The 22,654-nt window shown below is 71.1% G+C and carries 18 protein-coding genes; 8 read left to right on the top strand and 10 right to left on the bottom strand.

The genetic code is table 11. The features are described from left to right. Positions 1-57: 57 nt before the first annotated feature. From IEY82_RS25255 to IEY82_RS25270, 4 genes are all read right to left on the bottom strand, one after another. A complete protein-coding gene (locus IEY82_RS25255; RefSeq protein WP_189126703.1) occupies positions 58-4,944 on the bottom strand; it encodes an NAD-glutamate dehydrogenase in 4,887 nt (1,628 codons plus the stop codon). A gap of 38 nt (positions 4,945-4,982) precedes the next feature. After that, entirely contained in the window at positions 4,983-5,795 is an 813-nt protein-coding gene (locus tag IEY82_RS25260) for a tryptophan 2,3-dioxygenase (RefSeq protein ID WP_225262709.1), read from the bottom strand. Between the two features lie 84 nt (positions 5,796-5,879). Then, entirely contained in the window at positions 5,880-6,077 is a 198-nt protein-coding gene (locus IEY82_RS25265) for a zf-HC2 domain-containing protein (protein ID WP_189126704.1), read from the bottom strand. Continuing rightward, the gene (locus IEY82_RS25270) at positions 6,077-6,631 is read right to left on the bottom strand and encodes a sigma-70 family RNA polymerase sigma factor (protein WP_225262707.1); all 555 of its coding nucleotides are present in this window, start codon (positions 6,629-6,631) and stop codon (positions 6,077-6,079) included. Before IEY82_RS25270 ends, IEY82_RS25265 begins: the two co-directional genes overlap by 1 nt. A 108-nt stretch (positions 6,632-6,739) precedes the next feature. Here IEY82_RS25270 and IEY82_RS25275 point away from each other — a divergent pair, with 108 nt between their 5' ends. The 4 genes from IEY82_RS25275 to IEY82_RS25290 all read left to right on the top strand — a co-directional run bounded on the left by IEY82_RS25275 (position 6,740) and on the right by IEY82_RS25290 (position 11,370). Next, on the top strand, positions 6,740-7,384 hold the full coding sequence (locus tag IEY82_RS25275; protein WP_189126705.1) for a DUF4142 domain-containing protein: 645 nt from the start codon (positions 6,740-6,742) through the stop codon (positions 7,382-7,384). Next, a complete protein-coding gene (locus IEY82_RS25280; protein ID WP_225262703.1) occupies positions 7,381-8,802 on the top strand; it encodes a DUF1996 domain-containing protein in 1,422 nt (473 codons plus the stop codon). Before IEY82_RS25275 ends, IEY82_RS25280 begins: the two co-directional genes overlap by 4 nt. Positions 8,803-9,065: 263 nt before the next feature. After that, entirely contained in the window at positions 9,066-9,845 is a 780-nt protein-coding gene (locus tag IEY82_RS25285; protein ID WP_189126706.1) for a LamG domain-containing protein, read from the top strand. Positions 9,846-9,873: 28 nt separating this feature from the next. After that, positions 9,874-11,370 carry an NADH-quinone oxidoreductase subunit NuoF family protein gene (locus IEY82_RS25290; RefSeq protein ID WP_189126707.1) on the top strand — a complete coding sequence of 499 codons (1,497 nt, stop codon included), beginning with the start codon at positions 9,874-9,876 and terminating at the stop codon, positions 11,368-11,370. A gap of 28 nt (positions 11,371-11,398) precedes the next feature. Here IEY82_RS25290 and IEY82_RS25295 read toward each other — a convergent pair whose 3' ends face one another. Next, a complete protein-coding gene (locus tag IEY82_RS25295) occupies positions 11,399-12,049 on the bottom strand; it encodes a GNAT family N-acetyltransferase (RefSeq protein ID WP_189126708.1) in 651 nt (216 codons plus the stop codon). A gap of 11 nt (positions 12,050-12,060) precedes the next feature. Beyond that, the gene (locus tag IEY82_RS25300; protein WP_189126709.1) at positions 12,061-12,849 is read right to left on the bottom strand and encodes a TetR/AcrR family transcriptional regulator; all 789 of its coding nucleotides are present in this window, start codon (positions 12,847-12,849) and stop codon (positions 12,061-12,063) included. A gap of 100 nt (positions 12,850-12,949) precedes the next feature. On the opposite strand from IEY82_RS25300, the gene IEY82_RS25305 reads away from it, so the two are divergent. Beyond that, complete coding sequence (locus IEY82_RS25305; RefSeq protein WP_189126710.1) at positions 12,950-13,699, top strand: SDR family oxidoreductase; 750 nt, start codon at positions 12,950-12,952, stop codon at positions 13,697-13,699. 10 nt (positions 13,700-13,709) lie between these two features. Here IEY82_RS25305 and IEY82_RS25310 read toward each other — a convergent pair whose 3' ends face one another. Beyond that, a complete protein-coding gene (locus IEY82_RS25310; RefSeq protein WP_189126711.1) occupies positions 13,710-14,729 on the bottom strand; it encodes an AraC family transcriptional regulator in 1,020 nt (339 codons plus the stop codon). Between the two features lie 102 nt (positions 14,730-14,831). Here IEY82_RS25310 and IEY82_RS25315 point away from each other — a divergent pair, with 102 nt between their 5' ends. Both IEY82_RS25315 and IEY82_RS25320 read left to right on the top strand, forming a co-directional pair. Next, on the top strand, positions 14,832-16,541 hold the full coding sequence (locus IEY82_RS25315; RefSeq protein WP_189126712.1) for an NmrA family NAD(P)-binding protein: 1,710 nt from the start codon (positions 14,832-14,834) through the stop codon (positions 16,539-16,541). Continuing rightward, complete coding sequence (locus IEY82_RS25320) at positions 16,538-17,095, top strand: NADPH-dependent FMN reductase (protein WP_189126713.1); 558 nt, start codon at positions 16,538-16,540, stop codon at positions 17,093-17,095. The genes IEY82_RS25315 and IEY82_RS25320 overlap by 4 nt, the downstream gene beginning before the upstream one ends. Positions 17,096-17,112: 17 nt before the next feature. Here IEY82_RS25320 and IEY82_RS25325 read toward each other — a convergent pair whose 3' ends face one another. The 3 genes from IEY82_RS25325 to IEY82_RS25335 form a co-directional block, all read right to left on the bottom strand. Next, positions 17,113-19,074: an acetoacetate--CoA ligase gene (locus IEY82_RS25325; RefSeq protein WP_189126714.1), complete on the bottom strand. Its 1,962-nt coding sequence runs from the start codon at positions 19,072-19,074 to the stop codon at positions 17,113-17,115. A gap of 107 nt (positions 19,075-19,181) precedes the next feature. After that, on the bottom strand, positions 19,182-20,033 hold the full coding sequence (locus IEY82_RS25330; RefSeq protein WP_189126715.1) for a serine hydrolase: 852 nt from the start codon (positions 20,031-20,033) through the stop codon (positions 19,182-19,184). Beyond that, positions 20,030-20,947: a LysR family transcriptional regulator gene (locus IEY82_RS25335; RefSeq protein WP_189126716.1), complete on the bottom strand. Its 918-nt coding sequence runs from the start codon at positions 20,945-20,947 to the stop codon at positions 20,030-20,032. The genes IEY82_RS25330 and IEY82_RS25335 overlap by 4 nt, the downstream gene beginning before the upstream one ends. A gap of 108 nt (positions 20,948-21,055) precedes the next feature. Here IEY82_RS25335 and IEY82_RS25340 point away from each other — a divergent pair, with 108 nt between their 5' ends. Then, entirely contained in the window at positions 21,056-22,648 is a 1,593-nt protein-coding gene (locus IEY82_RS25340) for a penicillin-binding transpeptidase domain-containing protein (protein WP_189126717.1), read from the top strand. The last annotated feature ends 6 nt before the right edge of the window (positions 22,649-22,654 follow it).

Below are 22,654 nucleotides of genomic sequence, written 5' to 3' on the forward strand. Positions count from 1 at the left end.
GCGCGGCGGTGACCTGTGGGGGTCACCGCCGCGCGCCTCGCCGTACCGGACGAGGTGTCAGGCCTCCGTGTGGGGAGGCAGCGTACTGGCCGCGACCAGGGTGCGGATCGCGCGCAGCGCGACCGACAGGGTGGCCAGGTCGAAGGTGTCGCTCTCCCAGATCTCCGACAGCGTCTGCCGCGAGCGCCTGACCGCCGCCGCGTTGCCCTCGGTCCAGTGGGCCAGGCGGTCCTCCGGCGACAGGCCGGGGGTGCTGTGGGTCAGCACGTCCCGGGTGAGCGAGGCGTGGGCCGCGTAGAGGTCGTCGCGCAGGGCCGATCGGGCCATCGAGTTCCACCGGTTGTCGCGGGGCAGCGCGATGACGCGCTCCCTGAGCCGGGCCAGTTGCAGGCGTTCGGCGAGGTCGAAGTAGACCTCCGCCACCTCGTTGACCGGCCGGCTCGTCAGCGACGAGATCTCCACCAGGTCGAAGGTGGAGTAGGCGGGCACCATGGCCGCCACCCGCTCGGCCAGTTCGATCGGCACTCCCCTGGCGACGAACGAGTCGCGGCGATCCTCGAAGGCCGTCAGGTCGGGGCCGGCCAGCAGCTTCGGCATGTGCGCGAGCAGACCGTCCACGCCCTTGACGAAGAAGCCGACCGAGCCCGCGAGGTCGAGCGGCGGACGCCGGTTGATGAGCAGCCAGCGGGTGCCGCGCTCGGCCAGCTTGCGGCCCTCCAGCAGCATGGCGATCTGTGTGTCGGTGTCGATCTGGTTGTCCAGGGCCTCGACCTGGCGGTAGAAGCCGGGCAGGTCGAACACCTCGCGGGCGACCAGGTAGGCGCGGACGATGTCGGGCGCCGAGGCGCCGGTCTCCTCCGCGAAGCGGAACATGAACGTGGTGCCCATCGAGTTGACCAGCTCGTTCACCACGCCGGTGGTGATGATCTCGCGGCGCAGCGGGTGGGCGTCCATGTACGTCCGGAACCGGTCGCGCAGCGCCGACGGGAAGTATGACACCAGCCAGGAGGCCAGGTAGGGGTCGTCGGGCAGGTCGGAGCCGAGCAGGTCGGCGTCGAGCCCCAGCTTCGTGTAGGCCAGCAGCACGGCGAACTCGGGCTGGGTCAGGCCGAGCCTGGCCTGGCGCCGTTCGGCCAGCGTCTTGTCGGACGGCAGGAACTCCAGGTCGCGGTTGAGCAGCTCGTCGCGTTCCAGCTTGCGCAGGTAGCGGGAGTGGATGTGGAGCATCTCCACGGCCTGGGTGCTGGCCGCGGCCAGCACCACGTTCTGCGCGTAGTTGTCGCGCAGCACGAGGTCGGCGACCTCGCCGGTCATCGAGGTGAAGAGCTGGTTGCGCTGCTTGTCGGTCAGCTCGCCGTCGCGCAGGACCTGGTCGAGCAGGATCTTGATGTTCACCTCGTGGTCGGAGGTGTCGACGCCGGCCGAGTTGTCGATGAAGTCGGTGTTGATCAGGCCGCCGTCGCGGGCGAACTCGATCCGGGCCAGCTGGGTGAGGCCCAGGTTGCCGCCCTCGCCGACGACCTTGCAGCGCAGCTCTCCGGCGTCGACCCGGAGCCCGTCGTTGCCCTTGTCGCCCACGTCGGTGTTGGACTCGACGCCGGCCTTGACGTAGGTGCCGATGCCGCCGTTCCACAGCAGGTCGACGGGCGCCCGCAGGATGGCGCTGATCAGGTCGTTGGGTGCCATAGAGGCGACGCCCGCCGGCAGGTCGAGCACCTCGCGCATCTGCGGCGTGATGGAGATGGACTTGGCCGTACGCGGGAAGACGCCGCCGCCCGCCGAGATGAGCTTGTCGGAGTAGTCGAGCCAGGAGCTGCGGGGCAGCTCGAACAGCCGCTGCCGCTCGGCGTAGGAGCGGGCCGCGTCGGGCGTGGGATCGACGAAGATGTGCCGGTGGTCGAAGGCGGCCACCAGCCGGACGTGCTGGGACAGCAGCATGCCGTTGCCGAACACGTCGCCCGACATGTCACCGATGCCGACCACGGTGAAGTCGGTGTTCTGCACGTCGACGCCCATCGTGCGGAAGTGGTACTTGACCGACTCCCAGGCGCCCCGGGCGGTGATGCCCATGGCCTTGTGGTCGTAGCCGATCGAACCGCCGGAGGCGAAGGCGTCGCCGAGCCAGAAGCCGTACTCCTTGGCCACGGCGTTGGCGATGTCGGAGAACGTCGCGGTGCCCTTGTCGGCGGCGACCACCAGGTAGGGGTCGTCGCCGTCGTGCCGTACGACGTCGGGCGGCGGCGAGACCTTGCCGTCGACCAGGTTGTCCGTGACGTCGAGCAGGCCGGAGATGAACATCCGGTAGCAGGCGACGCCCTCGGCCAGCAGGTCCTCCCGCGAACCGGACTTCGGCGGACGCTTGACGACAAATCCACCTTTAGACCCAGTGGGCACGATGACAGTATTTTTCACCATCTGCGCCTTGACCAGGCCGAGGATCTCCGTCCGGAAGTCCTCCATCCGGTCCGACCACCGCAGCCCGCCCCGGGCCACATTGCCGAAGCGCAGGTGCACTCCCTCGACCCGCGGCGAGTACACGAAGATCTCGTACTTCGGCCGCGGCAGCGGCAGCACGCTGATCGCCTGCGGGTCGAACTTCAGGGAGATGTACGGCTTGCGGCGAGAAGGCGCGGTCTCGTCGGCGCTCTGGAAGTAGTTGGTGCGCAGCGTCGCCTGGATCATCTCCAGGTAGGCCCGCAGGATCCGGTCCTCGTCCAGCGAGGCGACCGCGTCGAGCGCGCCCAGGATCTCCTCGTGCAGCGCCTCGACCAGGTCGGCCCGCACGTCGTCGGCGCGCCGGGGGTCGAGCCGCGCCTCGAAGAGCCGCACCAGCAGCCGGGCCAGCCGCACGTTGCCGAGCAGCACGCGTTCCATGTAGCGCTGCGAGAAGGTGGTGCCGGCCTGGCGGAGGTACTTGGCGTAGACCCGCAGGATCTCGACCTGCTCCCAGGTGAGCCCGGCGCGCAGGATGAGCGCGTTGAAGTTGTCGGCCTCGACCTCGCCCTTCCACAGCGCGGTGAGCCCGTCCTGGAAGAGCCGCTTGAAGTCGTTCCGGTCGACCTCGGCCGACGGCGTGAACCGCAGCCCGAAGTCGTAGATCCAGGCGTTCCTGGTGGCGGGGTCGTTGTCCGTGTCGATCTCGTAGGGCCGCTCGTCCACGACCTCCACGCCGAGCCGCTGGATCAGCGGCAGCGCCTTCGACAGCGAGATGGGTGAGCCCACCTTGTAGACCTTCAGCCGCCGCTCCCCCTCTGCGGCGTCGTACGGCTCGTACAGGTTGAGCTCGATCTCGTCGTCGGGTGCGCCGGACAGGCGCTCCAGGCGGCGCAGGTCGGCCACGGCCACCTTGGGCGGGAAGTCGGCCTTGTACCCCTCAGGGAAGGCTGACTGGTAGCGCTTGATGAGCACCGGGGCCTCCTCCTCGGAGGCCATCTCGGTCAGCGCCGTGGCCAGGTCGTCGCCCCACGAGCGGGTGATCGCGGCCAGCCGCGCCTCCAGCTCCTCGACGTCGACCTTGGGCTGGGGCAGCTGCTTGCCCCGCTCGCCGCGCACGACCACGTGCAGCCGGGCCAGGGCCGACTCGCCGACCATCGCGCTGTAGTCGAGCGTGGCGCCGCCCAGCGCCTTGAGCAGCACCTCCTGCATGCGCAGCCGGACCTGCGTGGTGTAGCGGTCGCGCGGCAGGTAGATCAGGCAGGAGATGAAGCGGCCGTAGTCGTCGCGGCGCAGGAACAGCTTGACCTGCTTGCGCTCGCGCAGCCGCAGCACGCCGAGCGCGATCGGCAGCAGTTGCTCGACCGAGGTCTGGAACAGCTCGTCGCGCGGGAACGTCTCCAGGATCTCCATCAGATCCTTGCCGTCGTGGCTCTCGGCCGCCAGCCCGGCCAGCTCCAGCACGTCGCCCAGCTTGCGCCGGAGCACCGGGATCCGGGTGATCGACTCGTTGTAGGCCACGTGCGTGAACAGGCCGAGGAAGCGGCGCTCGCCGACCACCTCGCCGTCGGGCGAGAACAGCTTGACCCCGATGTAGTCGAGGTAGGCGGCGCGGTGGACGGTGGCCCGGGAGTTGGCCTTGGTGATGATCAGCAGGCGCTTCTCGCGGGCCTTGGCGCGCACCTCGGGCGGCAGCACGGAGAAGCTGGACGAGCCGATCTTGTCGTCGCGCAGGATGCCGAGCGCCGCGCCGGGCACCGCGCGCAGCGCGTCGCCCTGGTCGGTGGCCTCCAGCCGGTACTCGCGGTAGCCGAGGAAGGTGAAGTGACCGTCGGCGAGCCAGCGCAGCAGGTGGAGGCTGTCCTCGACCTCGGCCGGCTCCAGCGGCGGCGGGTTGACCGACAGGTCCTCGGCGGTCTGCACGGCCTGGGTGCGCATCTTGGCGAAGTCCTCGACCGCGTGGCGCACGTCGGCCAGGACCCGCTGCAGGGCGGCCTCCAGCGAGGTGAGCACGCCGGGGTCGGACTGCTTGTCGATCTCGATGTGCATCCACGACTCGACCAGCAGCTGACCGGTGACGTCCTCCTGGCCGCGCCCGAGCGCCCGGCCCGTCATGTCGCGGTTGACCCGCATCTGGGGGTGCACCACCAGGTAGGTGCCGATGCCCTGCCGGTCGAGCTCCATCGTCACCGAGTCGACGAGGAACGGCATGTCGTCGGTGACGACCTCCACCACCGACCGCCCCGGGTCCCAGCCGTTGTCCTCCAGGGTGGGGGTGAAGGCCCGGATCACCGCTCGGCCCTGCGGACGCACCTCGGCGAGCTGCCGCTGCGACATCGCTGGACCGTACACGTCGACCGGGTCGCGATCGAACAGGTCGTCGGGGGCGACGTGACGGTAGTAGATCCGCAAGAAGGACAGCGCTTCCTCGGGGCTCACATGGTCGCTGCCGGCCGCGCACTGCTGCGCGACTCTCTGGAGCAGCTCGTCCTTGGCCTCGTCGAGCGGCATTTCGCTCTCACTCCTTTGTGAGGGTTTGCCATACATGTTCATAGGCAGGCTCTTAGTTCCCACAGCTGCGGGAAGTAGTGCAGGCCGGTCCTACCGTGCAGGTAGGGGGCGCCCGTCGAGCCGCCGGTGCCGGATTTGGTGCCGATCTGCCGTTCGACCATCCGCACGTGTCGCGTCCGCCACTGGGCGGCGGTCTCGTCGTGCGTCAGCAGGTCTTCGGCCAGTTGCCACAGGTCGTCGTACGACCTGCGATCCCTCGCCACGGACAGCAGCGAGCCCATGATCTCGTCGTCTGAGACCGGCAGGCCACGCTGGGAGAGGGCGGTGAGATAAGCATCCCACAATGTGGGTTCATCCAGGCGACGGCGCAGCCTGGCGAGTTCGTCGTCCGTGGCGTCCCGCAGCCGTCCGAGATAGCGGTGATCCTTGAGGCCGGACAGGAACTCCAACTCCCGGAACTGCACCGACTGGAACCCGCTGGCCGGGGCCAGCTTCGCGCGGAACTCCAGGAAGTCCTGCGGGGTCATCGTCTCCAGGACGTCGACCTGCTCGATCAGCACCCTCTCCACCGTGTGCACCCGGCGGAACAGGTGCCTGGCCCGCCAGAGCTCCCCCGCGAACATGGCGTCGCGGGCGGACTCAAGCTCGTGCAGCAGGAGCTTGAACCAGAGCTCGTAGACCTGGTGGATGGTGATGAAGAGCAGCTCGTCCGGCGCCTCGGACTGCGGCCGCTGCTGGGAGAGCAGGCCGGGCAGACTGAGGTATTCGCCGTAGGACAGGCGGCCGCCTTCCTCACCGAACCGCCGGTCGGAGGGGTCGGAAGGGATGGCCGCATCAGGCTTGGACCCCACCGAACACCTCCCCCACCTCGCCCGGTCGTCGTTGACCGGGCGAACGCGTTGCAGTACCGATACCACCCGAAAAGGGCAGATACGTCAACGCGACATGGACATCGGAGGGTCGTCTTCGGAGGCGGAGGGAATGTGCCTGAGCTCGTCGAGCCGACTGGGAACGTCGACCAGCTCCTTGAGCTCGGCCTGACAGGAGGTGCACGTGTCGAGGTGACGCTCGAAGGCCTCGTGCTCGCCCTCGTCGAGGACGCCGAGAACGTAGGCCGCCACCCCTTCGTGCATTACCCGGCTACCCCCTTGTCTTGCAGAAGCACGCGCAGAGCCCTGATCCCGTAGTAGAGCCTGGACTTCACCGTGCCCGGCGGGATCCCCAGAATCTCCGCCGCTTCACTTATCGTACGGTCCCGGAGGTAGGTCTGTTCAATGACTTCGCGGTGTTCTTCTGACAGATTGCGTAGTGCGTCGGCGACAACCATCGCCGATAACGCACGGTCTGACCCGTCTGGGACCGCGAGCATGTCGACTTCCGGTGGCTCGACCTCATGAGGACGAACACTCTTGCGTCGACGTCCGTCGATCACAATGCGGCGGGCCACGGTCAGCAGCCACGCCCAGATGAGGCTCGGTTCCCATTGCAGTCTTGCCGAGTTACGCCAGGCTCTGACGATCGTCTCCTGTACGACGTCTTCCGCCCATTGCAGATCGTTTCCGGTCGACTTGCGTACGTGGCGCAGCAGAGGGCCGCCGAACTCCTGGTAGAGCGCCGTGATGCGATGCTCAGCCTCAGCATCCGCACTCTCGAATCTGCCGTCGAGGTGACCTAGCACGGGGCACATCTTTACACCTTCGTTATCAGTCCGGCAGCCACTCCGATAACTCCAGTCATTTCTGACTATTCCGGTTGATGAGTGAACCGGCCCGGAGAAACCCGCGTACCTCCGATCATGCACAGGCTTTTGCGTGGCGAAGTCCTCATGTTCGGCGCCTTCGCCGTGGCGGCGGCGGTCGCGATCCTGCTGGTCATGCCCCCCATGACCACACCCGTGTCCGCGCAGTGGACGGTGCTGCCCTCCGGCCCGCTCGGGCCGGCGGACCACGACCTCCTGGTCAAGGTACGCCAGGCGGGCCTGTGGGAGATCCCCGTCGGCCGATGGACCGCGGAGCGCGCGGAGTCCCAGCGGGTCAAGGAGGTCGGGGAGCATCTGGTGGAGGACCACACCAAACTGGACGCGGTCACCCGCCAGTACGCCGCCCGGCTCGGCGTGGCCCTGCCGGACGAGCCCAGCCCTGAACAGCAGAGCTGGATGGCCCAGCTGGCCGCCGAGAGCGGCCCCGCCTTCGACCGGGACTTCGCCAACCTGCTGCGTGCCGCCCACGGCAAGGTCTTCTCCGTCGTCGCGGGCGTACGAGCGGGCACCCGCAACAGCGAGATCAGGAAGTTCAGCCAGCACGCGGTGAACGTCGTCATGAAACACATGACGCTGCTCGAGTCGACCGGGCTGGTCGACTACGACCAGCTCCCCGAGCCCCCGACTCCATCGGCCACTCCACCCGCCCCCGCGGCGGTCGATCCTAGGAGACAACCATGAGCAGTTCCAGACGCATGGCCGCGGCCGTGTCCGCCCTGGCCGTCGTGGCCGGCGGGCTGGTGTCCGCGGCCGTCATCGGCGTCGGTCCGGCACTCGCGGATCACTGCGACCCGGCCGAAGCCACCGCCTCGCCCACGCAGTCCCAGCAGCGGCAACAGCAGCGGCGCGGGCAGGAGACGCAGGCTCCGGACGGCCAGGACGACCAGTCCCAGGCCCCCGACGGCCAGGACGGCGGCCAGGACGGCGGCGACCAGCGACAGCAGGACGACCAGCAGCAGAACACGGGTCAGGAGAGCACGGGTCAGGAGAGCACCGGGCAGCAGGATTCGGGCGGCGGCGCCCTCGAACCCGCCCCGCAGCCCGAGGAGGAGGCGCAGGAGCAGGCGCCGGCCGAGTCCGCGCAGCCGTTCTCCCGCCGGCGGAACACGCCGACGCCGAGCCCGACAGCCAGCCGGCAGCCCACCGGACAGCCCACCGGGCAGCCGACGCGGACCGCCACCTCGTCACCGTCCCCGACCGACCCCGGCGAGGACGAGGAGCACAACGAGTGCGCCGACCTCGGCCCGTTCGTGACCGACTTCATCGACATCCGCCAGGTCCCGCCGTCCAACCAGCTCGACGGCCGCCGCGGCCGGAACGGCTCCCGGGGCACGTTCGTCTCGTCCTGCGGCACCAACCGCAACGGGCACAACAACCCGGACAACTTCATCGTCGCCCCCGGCGTGAGCAACGGGGCGCACCACCTGCACGACTACGTGGGCAACCTGTCGACGGACGCGTTCTCGACCGACGAGAGCCTGGCCGCCGCCGGCACCACCTGCCGGCTCGGCGACAGGTCGACCTACTTCTGGCCGGTGCTGCGCGACCGCAAGGTGGACGTCAACACCGAGGACCCGGACGGCAACGTCGGCCAGGTGCTCCGGCCCCGCTCCGTGACGCTCCAGTTCAGGGGCAACGCGACCAGCCGGGTGAGCGCGATGCCGAGGTTCCTGCGGATCATCACCGGTGACGCCAAGGCCGCCACGAACGGCGGGGCCAACGCCCGCGCCGCGTGGACGTGCACCGGCTTCAACAACCGGATTACTACCAAATATCCGCTCTGCCCGCGCGGCAGCCAGGTCGCCCGTATTCTGGACTTCCCCAGTTGCTGGGACGGTCAGAACACCGACAGCGCCAACCACCGCACGCACATCGTCTTCCCAGGCGAGGGTGGCGCCTGCCCGCAGGGCACCAGAGCGGTTCCGCAACTCCGGATGACGCTCACCTACACGGTGCCCCAGGGTCCGTCATACGCCCTGGACGCATTCCCCGAACAACTTCACAACCCGGTCACCGACCACGCCGACTTCGCCAACGTCATGCCCGACAGGCTGATGTCCTTCGTGGTCAACTGCATCAACAGGGGCCGCCGCTGCTGATATTTGGCCAGGCCCCTTCCCCCGAACCGCACCGGTCCCGCCTGCCCACACCACCCTCCCGCCGCACCGGCGCCCGAGCCCGCCCCCCTGGGCTCGGCCGAGACGGCCGGGCCCCCGTCCCGAGGGGCCCGGCCCGACGGCTCGCCGGAGGCGGCGGTCCGGCAGGCGGGACCGGACGGGCGAAGCCGGTCGGGCGCGGAGCGAGACCAGCCCCGACCCTCCCGAGTCGCACCCTCACCCGACCTTGGAGGGAAACGAAACCGATGCTCCACAGACGACACCCCCTGCACGCCCCGACGAAGCTGGACAGGCGCAACGTCCGGCTCGGGGTGAGCGCCTCGATCGCGGCCTTGCTGTTGTCGGCGTTCGCGCTGACCTTGACCAACAGCGGTATGTCGCTGCTCGGCCGCGGAGTGGGTTTCCTCGAGTTCTACGCGGGCGTGTTCGCGCTCGTGCTGCTGACCGCGACCGTCGCGCTCGGCCTGCTCACCACCGAGAAGGTCTTTCTCTCCCCCGCCAACCGGGTCCGGGCGCAGCTCGCGCACCGGGCCACCGCCGCGATCGGCCTGGCGTACCTCGTCACGCACGTGACGCTCATGATCAGTCTCGGGCACGTGCCACCGGCCGCGGCCGTGCTCCCGGTGGCGGGGATCTGGATCGGGTTCGGCACGCTGGCCGCCGACATGATGGTTCTGATCATCATCACGGGCGTCGTCCGCGGGCGGTTCGCCGTCACGGGCAGACCCTGGGTCTGGCGGATCCTGCACGCGGGGTCCTACCTCGCCTGGCCGGTGGCGATCCTGCACGGCCTGACCGCCGGCCGGCCGGCCGCGGGCTGGGTGACCTGGTCGTACGTGGCGTGCCTGGTGGCGGTCGGCTCGGCCCTGCTCGTCCGCGTGCTCGCCACGCTGCGCAGGCCGCCCGCCATGCCGGAGCCCGTCGACCTGCTCGAGGTCGACGACTCGCCGATCGAACGCCCGGAAGAGATCAATGCTCCAGTGAGCCTCGACGCCGCCCGGCGCAAGTTCCGGGAGGCGGGATGACCCTCCACCTCGACATCCAGGAACAGACATGATCCCGCACAAGGCACCGAGCGTCTTACGCCTGGGTCCCGCCCGGCTGACCGCCGGGCTCGACCACACCCGGCGGCTGGACCTGCCCGCCCACCGCACCCTGCACGGCCAGCCCGTCGCGCAGGACGTCGGCACCCTCATCGCCCTGGTCAACGAGGTGGACATGCGCGGCAGAGGCGGGGCGGCGTTCCCGTTCGGCCGCAAGCTGCGGGCGGTCGCCGACGCGGCCGGCGCCAAGGAGAGCGTGGTGCTGGTCAACGGCGCCGAGGGCGAGCCGGCCAGCTCGAAGGACGCCATGCTGCTCGTCCGCACCCCGCACCAGGTGCTCGACGGCGCGATCCTCGCGGCCGAGGCGCTGAACGCCCGCGAGGTGGTCGTCGCGACCGTCGCGGGCGAGCTGGCCGAGGCGTCGATCTCCGCCGCCGTGGCCGAACGGCGGGCCGCCAACGTCGCGGGCGCCAAGGAGAGCCACCTCCGGATCCGGGTGGTCGGCCTGCAGGAGAGGTTCATCTCCGGCGAAGGCGGCGCGCTCGTCCGCGCCGTGAACGGCGAGGAGGCGGTGCCTCCAGGCCGCAAGCGCCGCGCCAGCACGAGCGGCGTGAACGGGCTGCCGACGCTGCTGTCCAACACCGAGACGTACGCGCAGCTCGCCCTGCTCGCCGAGCTGGGACCGCAGAAGTACGCCGAGGTCGGCACGAGCAGGGAGCCCGGCACCGTGCTGCTCAGCGTGAGCGGCGGGGCCGCGACCAACGCGATCGTGGAGGCGCCGACCGGCACCATGCTGGCCGACGTGCTCGACCTGTGCGACGCGGAGCCCGGCGACGGCGTGCTGATCGGCGGCTATCACGGCGCGTTCCTGAGCCCGGAGACCGCCGTCTCGGCGGTGATCTCGCGCGAGGGCATGAAGAAGGCCGGCGGCGAGCTGGGCGCCGGGATCGTGGTGCCGCTCGGGGCGAACACCTGCCCGCTGGGTGAGGCGGCCCGGGTCACCGCCTACCTGGCCGCGCAGTCGTCCGGCCAGTGCGGGCCGTGCCGGCTGGGCCTGCCGGACATCGCCCGGCAGATGCTCGCCCTCACCGACGGCAGCGGCTCACAGGACGCCATCCGGCGTTCCGTCCGGGCCGTCGAGCGCCGTGGCGCCTGCTTCCATCCGGACGGCACGGCCAGGTTCGTGCTGTCGGCGCTGGAGGCGTTCGAGGCCGACATCGCGCTGCACCGCGACTACGGGTCGTGCGGCAGGCCGGTGCGCGGCGTGCTGCCGCTGCCCGAGCGGGAGGAGGAGCCGGAGTATCGCCTGGAGGTCGACTGGACCCGCTGCCAGGGCCACGGCCTGTGCGCGCACCTGCTGCCGGAGTTCGTCAACCTGGACGACTACGGCTTCCCGTCCTTCAACACCGTGCCCGGCTGGATGGTCAAGGAGGCACGGCGGGCGGTCGACATGTGCCCCGCGCTGGCCCTTCGCCTGGGCGAGGCCGTGATGGCGAAGACGGGCTGACCACCGCCGCCGGACGGACCGGGCCGTTTCACTCGGCCTGCCGCTGTTCCTCCAGACCGAACAGCGGCAGGCAGGGCTCCAGGCCGTGGATCCGGACGCCGTCCAGCGGCTTCCAGTCCGTACGGGCGAGGCGGAACCGCCGCATGACCGCCGGTTCGCCCCGGCGGACGTGGCGTGTGACGCCGTCGTCGCGGTAGCCGAGCTTCGCGGTCACCGCGAGCGAGGCGGGGTTGTCCACGAACGCCTCCGTCGTGGCGTACTCGGCGCCCAGCCCCGCGAAGGCCAGGTGCAGCATGGCCGCGCGCATCTCGGTGCCGATGCCGCGCCCCTGGAAGCGCCGGCCCACCCAGGACCCCGACCTGACCTCACGCAGGACGGGGAAGTCGGCCGCCGAGAACCCCTGGGTGCCCACGATCCGGCCCTCGTGAACGGCCACCAGGTCGATGGACCAGGCGGCCGGTGCGAACTCGGCCCACTGCCGGAAGTGGTACTGGACGGTGCTCCTGGCCCGCTCCGCCGGCCCGGCGTCGGTCCACGGGAACAGGAAGGGCATGGTCTCCTCGTCGTGCACGCCCTCGGCCGCCCGCTCTCCCAGCTCGTCGAGGTCCGCGAGCGAGGGGTAGCGCAGCTCCAGCCTCGGCGTGGTCACGGACAGCTCGAACAACGGCCAGTTACGCATACCGCATCGTTTCACCGCCGCTCAGCGGGACGCCTCTCCTTTTCCGGGTCGGCGATGCGTTGCAGCCACTCGGTGAGCAGACCGCGCTCGGCGGCCGACAACGGCAGACCGACGCCCGGCGGCCCAGGCGAGCCGGGCGACCCGGATGGCCCAGGCGGGCTCGGCGGCGCCGCCAGCGCGGCCAGCAGGCTGATCGCGCCGCGCGCCGGCGAGCCGGTGGCCTCGGCCGGCTCCGGCTCGCCCGACGCGGGAATCGTCACGGCGGCCAGCACGGCTTCGCGGGTGAGCGGCGACAACTCGGGATCGCGGTGCCGGGGCTCGGTGGCGATCAGGGTGAGCGTGACCCCGCAGCCGGCCGAGTGGATCATCTGGGCGGCCCGCTCCACGGGCACCCGCAGCAGGCCCGCCTCGGCGACGCGGTGGACGAGCCCGCGCAGGATGGCGGCGGCCTCGCGCGCCGCGGGCGGCTCGGCGCCGGGGCGGGCCTGGCCGTACATCAGCGTGTAGTAGGCGGGGTTGGCGACGCCGAACTCGACGTGCAGATCCCAGCCGTGGCGCAGGTCGCGCAGGGGGTCGTCGCTTGGCCGCCGGGCGGTCTTGGCCGTCAGGTAGGTGGCGAAGCCGTGGCTCGCCACCGCGTCGAGCAGCCCCTGCTTGTCGCCGAACAGCCGGTAGATGGTCGGCGCCTGGACCCCGGCGGCGGCGCACACCGAACGGGTGGACACGGCCTCCCTGCCCCCCTCGGTCAGCAGGTCGGCGGCCGCCGCCACGATCCGCTCCCTGGACGTCCGCTCACTCATGATATCGACGATAACAGAAACCTGTTAGCGGCGTTGACGTTAGCGTTGCTAGTGTGTAAGTGTTAGCGGCCTGAGCATCATCGACCGGGAAGCGGGCATCATGAGCACTCAGCGCAGCGAGCAGGGCCGGCGCGTGGCGATCGTGACCGGCGGATCGGGCGGCATCGGCCGCGCCGTCGCCGAGCGCCTGGCGGCCGACGGCCAGTCCGTGGTCATCGTCTACGCGGGCAACAAGGCGACCGCCGGCGAGGTGGTCGACGCGATCACCGCGTCAGGCGGCTCGGCGATCGCCGTGCAGGCCGACGTGGCCGACGAGCAGTCGGTCGAGCAGGCCTTCGACGCGGCCGAGCGGGAGTTCGGCGGGGTCGACGTGGTCGTCAACGCGGCCGGCATCATGCTCCTCGCCCCGCTGGCCGAGATGGATCTCGCCGACTTCGACCGCATGCACCGCACCAACGTCCGCGGCACCTTCGTCGTCGCGCAGCAGGCCGCCCGCCGGGTGCGGGGCGGCGGAGCGATCATCAACTTCTCCACCTCCGTGACGAAGCTCGCCCTGCCCACCTACTCCGCCTACGCGGCGAGCAAGGCGGCGGTCGACGCGATCAGCCCGGTGCTCGCCAAGGAGCTGCGCGGCCGTGACATCACGGTCAACGCCGTGGCGCCCGGCCCCACGGCCACGCCCCTCTTCCTTCGTGGCAAGGACGAGGAGACCATCGACCGGATGGCCCACATGACCCCGCTGGAGCGCCTCGGCCGGCCCGAGGACACCGCCGAGGTCGTCTCCTTCCTGGCCGGCCCGGCGCGCTGGGTCAACGGCCAGACCCTCTACGCCAACGGCGGCCTCGCCTGACGGCGCCGGCTCAACGCACCGCCACCCTCTCACCACCGGACTGACGGCCGGTCGCACGGCCGGACTCGCCATCGGTCGCGCCTCTGGTCACCGGATCCGCAGGCTGTGGGCAGGTGTGGCGGCGGTATCTGCCGGGGGCGATGCCGTAATGGCGCTTGAAGGCGTTGGCGAAGGCGAACTCCGAGCCGTAGCCGACGCGCGCCGCCACCTCCGCCTGCGAGGCGTCCGACTCGTGCAGGAGGCGACCGGCGACCGCCAGCCGCCACCAGGTGAGGTAGGCCATCGGCGACTGCCCGACCAGGGTCGTGAAGCGGCGCGAGAAGGCGGCCCGGGACAGGCCCGCCAGACCGGCCAGCGACGGCAGCGTCCACGCGTGCCCCGGGTCGCGGTGGACGGCGTCGAGGGCGGCGCTGATCGCGGGGTCGGCCAGGGCCGCGGCCCATCCGCTGACCTGGCACTGGCCGGGGCCCGAGTCATACCAGGCCCGCAAGATGTAGAGCAGCAGTGTGTCGAGAAGTGACGACACCACGGTGTCCGCGCCCAGACGGGGGTTGGCGATCTCACTGCCGAGCAACTCGACCGCGGCGCGCAGCTCGGGACGGTGGCCGAGGTGAGCCGGCAGATGGATCACCTCTGGCAACTCGCGCAGGATCGGGTGGCTCCGGCTGGGATCGAGTTGGTAACCGCCGCAGAGCATGACCGTGGCCGCGCCGGGGCCGGGGAAGGACGCCGAGGCGAACAGGCCCGCCTCGTCGCCGGGATCGCAGACGGACTCGGGGAGCGGGGTCGCCGGGCTGTCGGCCATGGCGTAGCCGTCGCCGTGGGGGAAGAACAGCACGTCGCCGACGTTGACCGGGATCGGATCACCGGCGGGCGGGATGAGCCAGCAGGACCCCTGGAGAATGACCTGGAAGCCCGCCGAACCGGGCGCCGAGGGGAATCTCTGCCCCCAGGGGGCATGCCACTCGACCCGCGCGGAGCGGGGGCATCCGGTGCGCACGATGGCCATCACGTCACTGAGCACGTCCACGCCGGGAGTCTATCCGGTGAGACGTACGCGTATAAAGAGCAGACATCAGCGCATTGGTTATCTCTCGTGCGCCTCCTACGGTTGACCAGCGAAGGAGGTTCCATGAGCGTGGTTCTGGTGACAGGTGCGACCGGCAGGGTCGGTCGACACGTGGTCACTCAGTTGAGAGAAGCGGGAGTCGAGGTCAGAGCGCTGACCCGCGATCCCGGGAAATCCGGATTCACCGGTGATTTGCGAGATCCGAAATCTCTGGTGGACGCACTCGACGGCGTGGAGGCGGTGTTCCTGGTCTGGCCCTTCGGCACGGCCGAGGGCGCCGGAGCGGTGCTGGAGGTGGTCGCCCAACGGGCCCGGCGGGTCGTCTACCTCTCCTCCGCCGCCGTACGCGACCACGAGCGCGAGATCGAGCGGCTGGTCGGACGGTCGGGGCTGGAGTGGACGATCCTGCGGCCGCACGCCTTCGCGGCCAACGCCCTGCGGTGGGCCGACCAGGTGCCGGCCGGGGTCGTCCGCGAGTCGTACGGGAAGGCCGCCATGTCGCCGGTGGACGAGCGGGACATCGCGGCCGTCGCGGTGCGCGCGCTCCTCGACGACGGTCACCACGGCGCCACCCACGTCCTCACCGGCCCCGAGTCACTCACCCAGGCCGACCAGGCACGCCTCATCGGCGAGGCGCTCGGCCGCCCGGTGCGCTGGCACGAGCTCCCACCCCAGGCGACCCGTGACCGCCTCCTCGCCTCGGGCTGGCCCCCCGACGCCACGGACGCCATGCTGGACGCGCAGGCCGCCCTCGTGGAAACCCCGGGCCCCACCACGTCCGCGGTCGAAGACGTGACAGGCACCCCGGCCCGCACCTTCCGGGACTGGGCGCGGGACCACGCGCACGCCTTCCGCGAAGCGGACGACCTGATGCGTGCGGCGCGGATCCACGAGTACGGCGAGGCGTCGGTGATCCGCTACGACGAGGTGCCGAGACCGCGGCCGGGCTCCGGTGAGGTGCTCATCGAGGTGGCGGCCACCTCGTTCAACCCGTCGGAGGTGGGCCTGCGGCTCGGACTGCTCGACGGGGTGCTGCCCGTGACGCTGCCGCACACGCTGGGCTGGGACGTCTCGGGCAGGGTCGTCGAGACCGGCGCGGGCGTCACGGAGTTCGCCCCCGGCGACCAGGTGATCGGCCTGGTGGACGGCGCGGCGGCGGAGTACACGGTGGCTTCGGCGAGCGCGCTGGCCAGGGCGCCCGAGACGATCCCGCTGGAAGCCGCCGCCGCCGTCCCCGTCGCCGGGCTCACCGCCTGGCAGGCCGTCTTCGAGCACGCCCGCGTCACCGCCGGCCAGCGGGTGCTGGTCAACGGCGCGGGCGGCGGGATCGGCCTGTTCGCCGTCCAGCTGGCGAAACGGGCGGGCGCCACGGTGATCGCCACCGCGAGCCCCCGCAGCCGGGACGCGGTGCGCGCGCTGGGCGCCGACGAGGTGGTCGACTACACCCGGGACCCCTTGCCCGGCGGGATGGACGTGGTCCTGAACCTCGCCGGGATCACCCCGGAGGCGGCGGGCGAGCTGGCCGCCCTGGCGCGGCCGGACGGCGTGATCGTCACCGTCGCCACCCCGATCGACTCTCCGCGGGCCACCCATTTCGTCAGCCGCAACGATCCCGGGCAGCTCGCCGAGCTCGTGGCCCTGATCGACGCCGGGCGGCTCACCGTCGAGATCGCCGAGTCGCACCCGCTGACCGGCCTGCACCACATCCACCTCCGGGCGGAGTCCGGCCAGACCCGCGGCAAGATCATCATCATTCCGAAAGGCACGCCATGACCCGGATCGCCATCATCATCGGCAGCACCCGCCCCGTCCGCAACGGCGAGGCCGTCGCCGGCTGGGTGCACGACCTGGCCGTCAAGCGAGGTGACGCCGACTACGAGCTGGTCGACCTGAAGGACTACGACCTGCCCCACCTGGATGAGAGCCTGCCGGCCGCGGCGGGCGTGTACGAGCACGAGCACACCAGGGCGTGGGCGGAGCGGATCGCGTCCTTCGACGGCTTCGTGTTCGTCACACCGGAGTACAACTCCTCGACCTCGGGGGTGCTGAAGAACGCGATCGACTTCCTCTTCTCCGAGTGGGCCGACAAGGCCGCCGGGTTCGTCGGCTACGGCGTCGACGGCGGGGTGCGGGCGGCCGAGCACCTCAGGCAGATGCTCGGCCGGGTCAAGGTCGCCGACGTGTCGGCCCAGGTCGCGTTGTCCCTCTTCACCGACTTCGAGGAGATGACGGTATTCAAGCCGGCGGCCCGCCATGAGGACGCGGTCACCGCGATGCTGGACCAGGTCGTCTCCTGGAGCGAGGCGCTCCGGCCGCTCAGAGTGTGAAGCTCAAGGCGTGACGCTCAGGGGGTGAAGTGGCGCAGCACCTCGGGGTTGGCCATGGCGTCGGGGTTGGCCGCCTGCTCGACGGGGGTGCCGAGGAGGATCTTGCGGACCGGCACCTCGAGCTTCTTGCCCGACAGGGTGCGCGGGATGCCGGGCACCGCGCGGATCTCGTTGGGCACGTGCCGGGGTGACAGCTCCTCGCGCAACGCCGCGCACAGGGCACCGGTCAGCGTCTCGGTGAGCTCGGCGCCCTCGGCGAGCGTCACGTAGAGCAGCAGCCGTCCCTCCTGGCCGAGCTGCCCGGTGTCGATCACCAGGCTGTCGGTGATCTCCTCAAACCGCTCGACCACGCGGTAGAACTCGCTGGTGCCCATCCGGACGCCGCCCCGGTTCAGTGTCGAGTCGGAGCGGCCGTAGATCACGCAGCTGCCGTCTTCGTTGATCTTGATCCAGTCACCGTGCCGCCACACGCCGGGGTAGACGTCGAAGTAGCTCTCGCGGTAGCGCTCGCCGGACGGGTCGTTCCAGAACATCACCGGCATCGAGGGCATCGGCGAGGTGATCACCAGCTCGCCGACCTCCCCCACGACCGGCCTGCCCTCGATGTCGTACGACTCCACCCGGGCCCCCAGCGAACGGCACGGGATGATCCCCGCCCGGATCGGGTGCAGCACGGTCGCGCCGACGAACCCGGTGCACACGTCGGTGCCGCCGGAGAACGACCCGAGCGGGACCCCGGGCAGCTCCTCGGCCACCCAGGAGAACCCCTCCGGCGGCAGCGGCGACCCGGTGGAGCCGAGGCCCCGGAGCCGGTCGAGGCCCTCGGGGTGGATGCCGGCCTTCAGCGAGGCCATGACGTACGGCGCGCCGACCCCGAAGTAGGTCACCCGCTCGGAGGCGGCGATGCGCCACAGCACGGCGGCCGACGGGTAGGCGGCCGAGCCGTCGTAGAGCACGGGGGTGGCGCCCACCAGCAGGGCGCCGATGAGGTAGTTCCACATCATCCAGCCCGTGGTGGTGTACCAGAAGAACACGTCCCCCTCGCCCAGGTCCTGGTGGAAGGAGAGCGACTTGAGGTGCTCCAGCACGATGCCGCCGTGCCCGTGCACGATCGGCTTGGGCAGCCCGGTCGTCCCGCTGGAGTAGAGGATCCACAGCGGGTGGTCGAACGGCACCCGCTCGAACTCCAACGGCCCGGTCTCGGCCCGCAGCCCCTCCCAGCCGATCACCTCGCCGTGCGGCAGGGCGTCGGTGTGGGCGGGAGCGGGCTCGGCCCGCTGCGGGGGCCGGCCGTCCCCGGCCGCTGCCAGGTAGGGGATCCACACGGTGGCGCGGAGCGAGGGCAGCTCGGCGGCGATCTCCTTCACCGCCGCCGAGCGGTCGTAGCTCTTGCCGTTGTAGTGGTAGCCGTCGACCGCGATCAGCACCTTGGGCTCGATCTGCCGGAACCGGTCGACGATGCTCGGCACGCCGAAGTCGGGCGATCCGGCCGACCAGATCGCGCCCAGGGAGGCGGTGGCCAGGAAGGCGATCAGCGCCTGCGGGATGTTCGGCAGGTAGCCGGCGACCCGGTCGCCGCGCCCGACGCCGAGGCGCACCAGGCCGGCCCTGACGCGGGCGACCTCCTCGCGCAGCTCGGCGCGGGACATCTCCTGCCGGCCGCCGTCCTCGGAGACGAACACCAGCGCGGTGCCGTCCTCGTGGCGCAGCGCGTTCTCGGCGTAGTTGAGGCTGCTTCCGGCGAACCAGGTGGCGTCAGGCATCGTCCCGGTGATGACGGGCCCGGCACCACGTTCGCCGATCACCCCGAAGTAGTCCCAGATGGACGTCCAGAACTCCGCCGGACTGTCGACGGACCACTGCCACACCTCGTCGTAGCCGGCCCCTGGCCGTCCCAGCGACTCCAGGTAGCGGGTCAGCCTGGCGCCCGCGACGACGTCATCGGCCGGTTCCCAGAGAAGTGCACCTTCAACAACCATGTGTCCCATCCTGTCGCTGGTCCTGACGAAAGTCATACCTGTCGTCCCCCCCAACGCGCTACCTGGTTCGCCCGCGGTTCCGCCCTCGGATTCGGCCCGGGAGCGCGTCAACGGCGCAGGTGGTCCACCGCCATCCGCGCGGCCGTGCCGATCACCGCGTCGGCGCGCGGCTGGTTGACCGCGGGGCTGAACGAGCGGGTGAAGACCGCGACCGCGTAGCGGCCCCCGTCGGGGTACTCGACCACGCCCGCCTCGTTGCGCAGCGTCGGCAGCGTGCCGGTCTTGCCGCTGACCTCGACGTCGTCGTACGGGAAGCCGGAGGCCAGCCGGTGCGGCCAGACCTGCAGGTTGAGGACGGTGCGCATCCAGGCGCACGACTCGGCGGAGGCGGCCTCGTCGCGCCAGATCAGCCCGAACAGCGCGGCCGTCTCGCGCGGCGTGCTGCGGTTGGTGTGCCGCGGGTCGAGCACCCGCAGCCGGGCGATCTCCTCCACGTCGAGGTACGGCCAGCCGTGCCCGATGTCGTCGGCCATGCTCTGGTAGAGGCCCCTGGTCGTGTGCGCCACGTGCGTGCCGTGCAGCCCGAACCCGGCCAGCATCGCGTTGACCGCGTCGAGCCCGACCACGCCGGCCAGCACGTCGGCCGCGGTGTTGTCGCTCACCGCGATCATCAGGTAGGCCAGGTCGCGCAGTGACATCGTGACGTCGTCGAGCATGACAGAGACACCGGTGGGCCCGAAGGCGCGCTCGGCGGCCCCCACGGTCACCCGCGAGGCGGGGTCGAGCAGCCCGGCGTCCGCCTGCCGGCAGAGCTCGACCAGCAGCGGCACCTTGAAGACCGACGCGGTCGGCACCGGCTCGTCGGACCCGTGCCCCACCTCCCGGCCGGTGTCGAGGTCGGCGGCGTGCAGCCAGCCCGTCACACCCGCCGCGCGGAACAGCCCGTCGAAGTCGCTCATGCCAGCGACCCCGGCCGCCGGCTGACCCGCCGCGCGGGCGTCGCGCCCTCGTCCGCCATCCCGGCGCGCTCCTTCAGAGTACGTACGGCCACCGCCGAGAAGCCGGTGACCGCGTCCGTCGCCGCCCGCCAGGCCGTGGAGAACCGAAGGGCGATCGGCGAGCCTAGCAGCGGTCGCCAGGCCAGTCCCGGCACCTCCTCCCGAGGCCCGAAGGCGACCGCGGCGCCCGCGAGCACCAGCCCCAGCCCCGCGCCCTCGTGCACCTGGGCCGGCACGTAGCCGTGGCGACGGCACTCGACCAGCACCTCGGCGTACAGCCCCGGCTCCCCTTCCCGGGGCGGCAGCAGCAACTCCTGCCCGGCCAGGTCGGCCAGGTGCAGCTCGCCCCCGCGGGCGAGGGGGTGGTCGGCGGCCAGCAGCACGCCCTGGGACTGCGTCAGCAACCGGCCGAAGTGCAGGCCGGGCGCCGTGACGGGGTGCCGGACGATGCCGACGTCGATCGTGCCGTCCGTGAGCGCGGCCACCTGGTCGGCCGTCCAGATCTCGGCGGGCGCGAGCCGTACCTCGGGCCGGGTCTCGCGGAAGCCGGCGACCAGAGCGGCGATGACGGCGGCGGCCAGGTCGGGCGGGACCCCGACCTTGAGCACGGAGTCCTCGCCGTGGCGGGCGAGCTCGTGCAGCCGGTCGACGCGGATCACGATCTCGCGGGCCTCGGTGAGCAGCAGCCGGCCCGCCCCGGTCAGCCGGACCTGGCGGGCGGAACGGTCGAAGAGCCGCACGCCGAGCTCCTGCTCCAGGCGCTTGATCCGCTGGCTGAGCGGCGGCTGGGCGATGCCGAGCCGGATCGCGGCGTTGCCGAAGTGGAGTTCCTCCGCCACCACGATGAAGTAGCGAAGGTGCCGGACAAGGTCCACAGCCAGCAACTATAGCCAGATTTATATCGATGAAGTCCTCATATCAGTATTGGACACCGATAAGGCACCTCTGCTGTCCTCTCCTCCATGGCACCACAAAGGGGGACAATGTACGCACATCTCAAGGAGGAGGCCCCTCCTCCGAGACGACGGCGCAAGGGGCGCTGGATCACCGCCGCCATCCTCGTGCCCGTGCTCGCCGCCGGGGGGACGTTCTGGGCGCTGCGCACGACCGGCTCGCCCGAGGAGACCGCCGACCGCTACCTCACCGCCTGGTCGTCGGAGGACTACCTGGCGATGCGCGAACTGGTGGCCGATCCGCCCGCCGACTTCGAACGACTGCACCGGCTCTTCCGCAAGGACCTCAAGCTCATCCAGGCCATTTTCCACCGGCCCAGGCCCACCGGGATCTTCCCGGCGAGCGCCGAGGACCGGGGCGGCGAGGTGAGCTTCCACGCCACGCTGATCGGCCCCAAGGACTGGGAGTACGACGGGCAGCTCAAGCTGGTCGAGCGCGACGGCGGCTGGAAGGTCGCCTGGACCCCGGCCGCCATCCACCCGCTGCTCAAGCGGGGCCGGTCACTGCGGGTGGTCACTGTGAAGGGACAGCCGCTCCCGGTGCTGGCCGCCGACGGCAGCCGCATCGACACCCCCGACGCTCCCGGCTCCGTGCAGCAACTCGTCGAAGGGCTCAAGCAGACCTATCCCGACAGGTTCGGCACGACGGGCAGCGCCAGGATCGACCTCTACCAGGGCGACGAGCAGGTCAAGACCGTGGTCGAGGCGAGCGAGAGCCTGCCGTTGCCCACCACGATCGACCTCAAGGTGCACCGCGCCGGAGCCGCCGCCCTGGAGGACGCCGGCAAGCCCGCCTCGCTGGTCGCGCTGCGCCCGTCGACCGGCGAGATCCTGTCGGTGGTCAACAGGCCCGGCGGGTTCAACCGGGCGCTGCTCGGCAAGTATCCGCCCGGCTCGACGTTCAAGGTCGTCACGGCCTCCGCGCTGGTCGCCGGCGGCCTGGAGCCGGACCGGAAGGTCAGCTGCCCCGCCGAGCAGAACATCGGCGGCTTCCCCTTCCACAACGCCGGTTTCAAGGACTACGGCACGCTGGCCTTCCGCGACGCGTTCGCGCACTCGTGCAACACGACGTTCGGCGCGATGGCGGTGGACGACCTGGGCAAGGGCCGGCTCGCCGAGGTGGCCGGCAGCTTCGGCTTCGGCGCCGCGATCACACCGGGCGTGCCGGCCGTGCGCGCGGAGTTCCCGGCCCCGAAGGACGCCACCGACCTGGCCTCCGCCTCGATCGGGCAGGGCAGGGTGCTGGCCAGCCCGCTGAACATGGCCTCGGTCGCGGCCGCCGTCGCCGACGGCGCCTGGCGTCCGCCCCGCCTGGTCGCCGAGGAGCTGGTGCCCGACCACACGCTGCGCCCACGCCCACTGGAGGACGCCGTGGTGCGCGCGCTGCGCCGGCTCATGCCCGCCGTCGTCACCGACGGCACCGCCCACGCCGTACGCTTCCCCTCCGGCACGGCCGGCAAGACCGGCACGGCGGAGTACGGCTCGGGCAAGGAGCCGCCCGCGCACTCGTGGTTCATCGGCTACCGGGGCGACCTGGCGTTCGCGGTCATCGTGGAGGGCGGCGGCGCGGGCTCGGCCGTGGCGGCTCCGATCGCGGCCCGCTTCCTCAACGCCCTCGACTGACCGGCC

It is taken from the genome of Nonomuraea cavernae, assembly GCF_014646355.1.
Lineage (GTDB): Bacteria > Actinomycetota > Actinomycetes > Streptosporangiales > Streptosporangiaceae > Nonomuraea > Nonomuraea cavernae.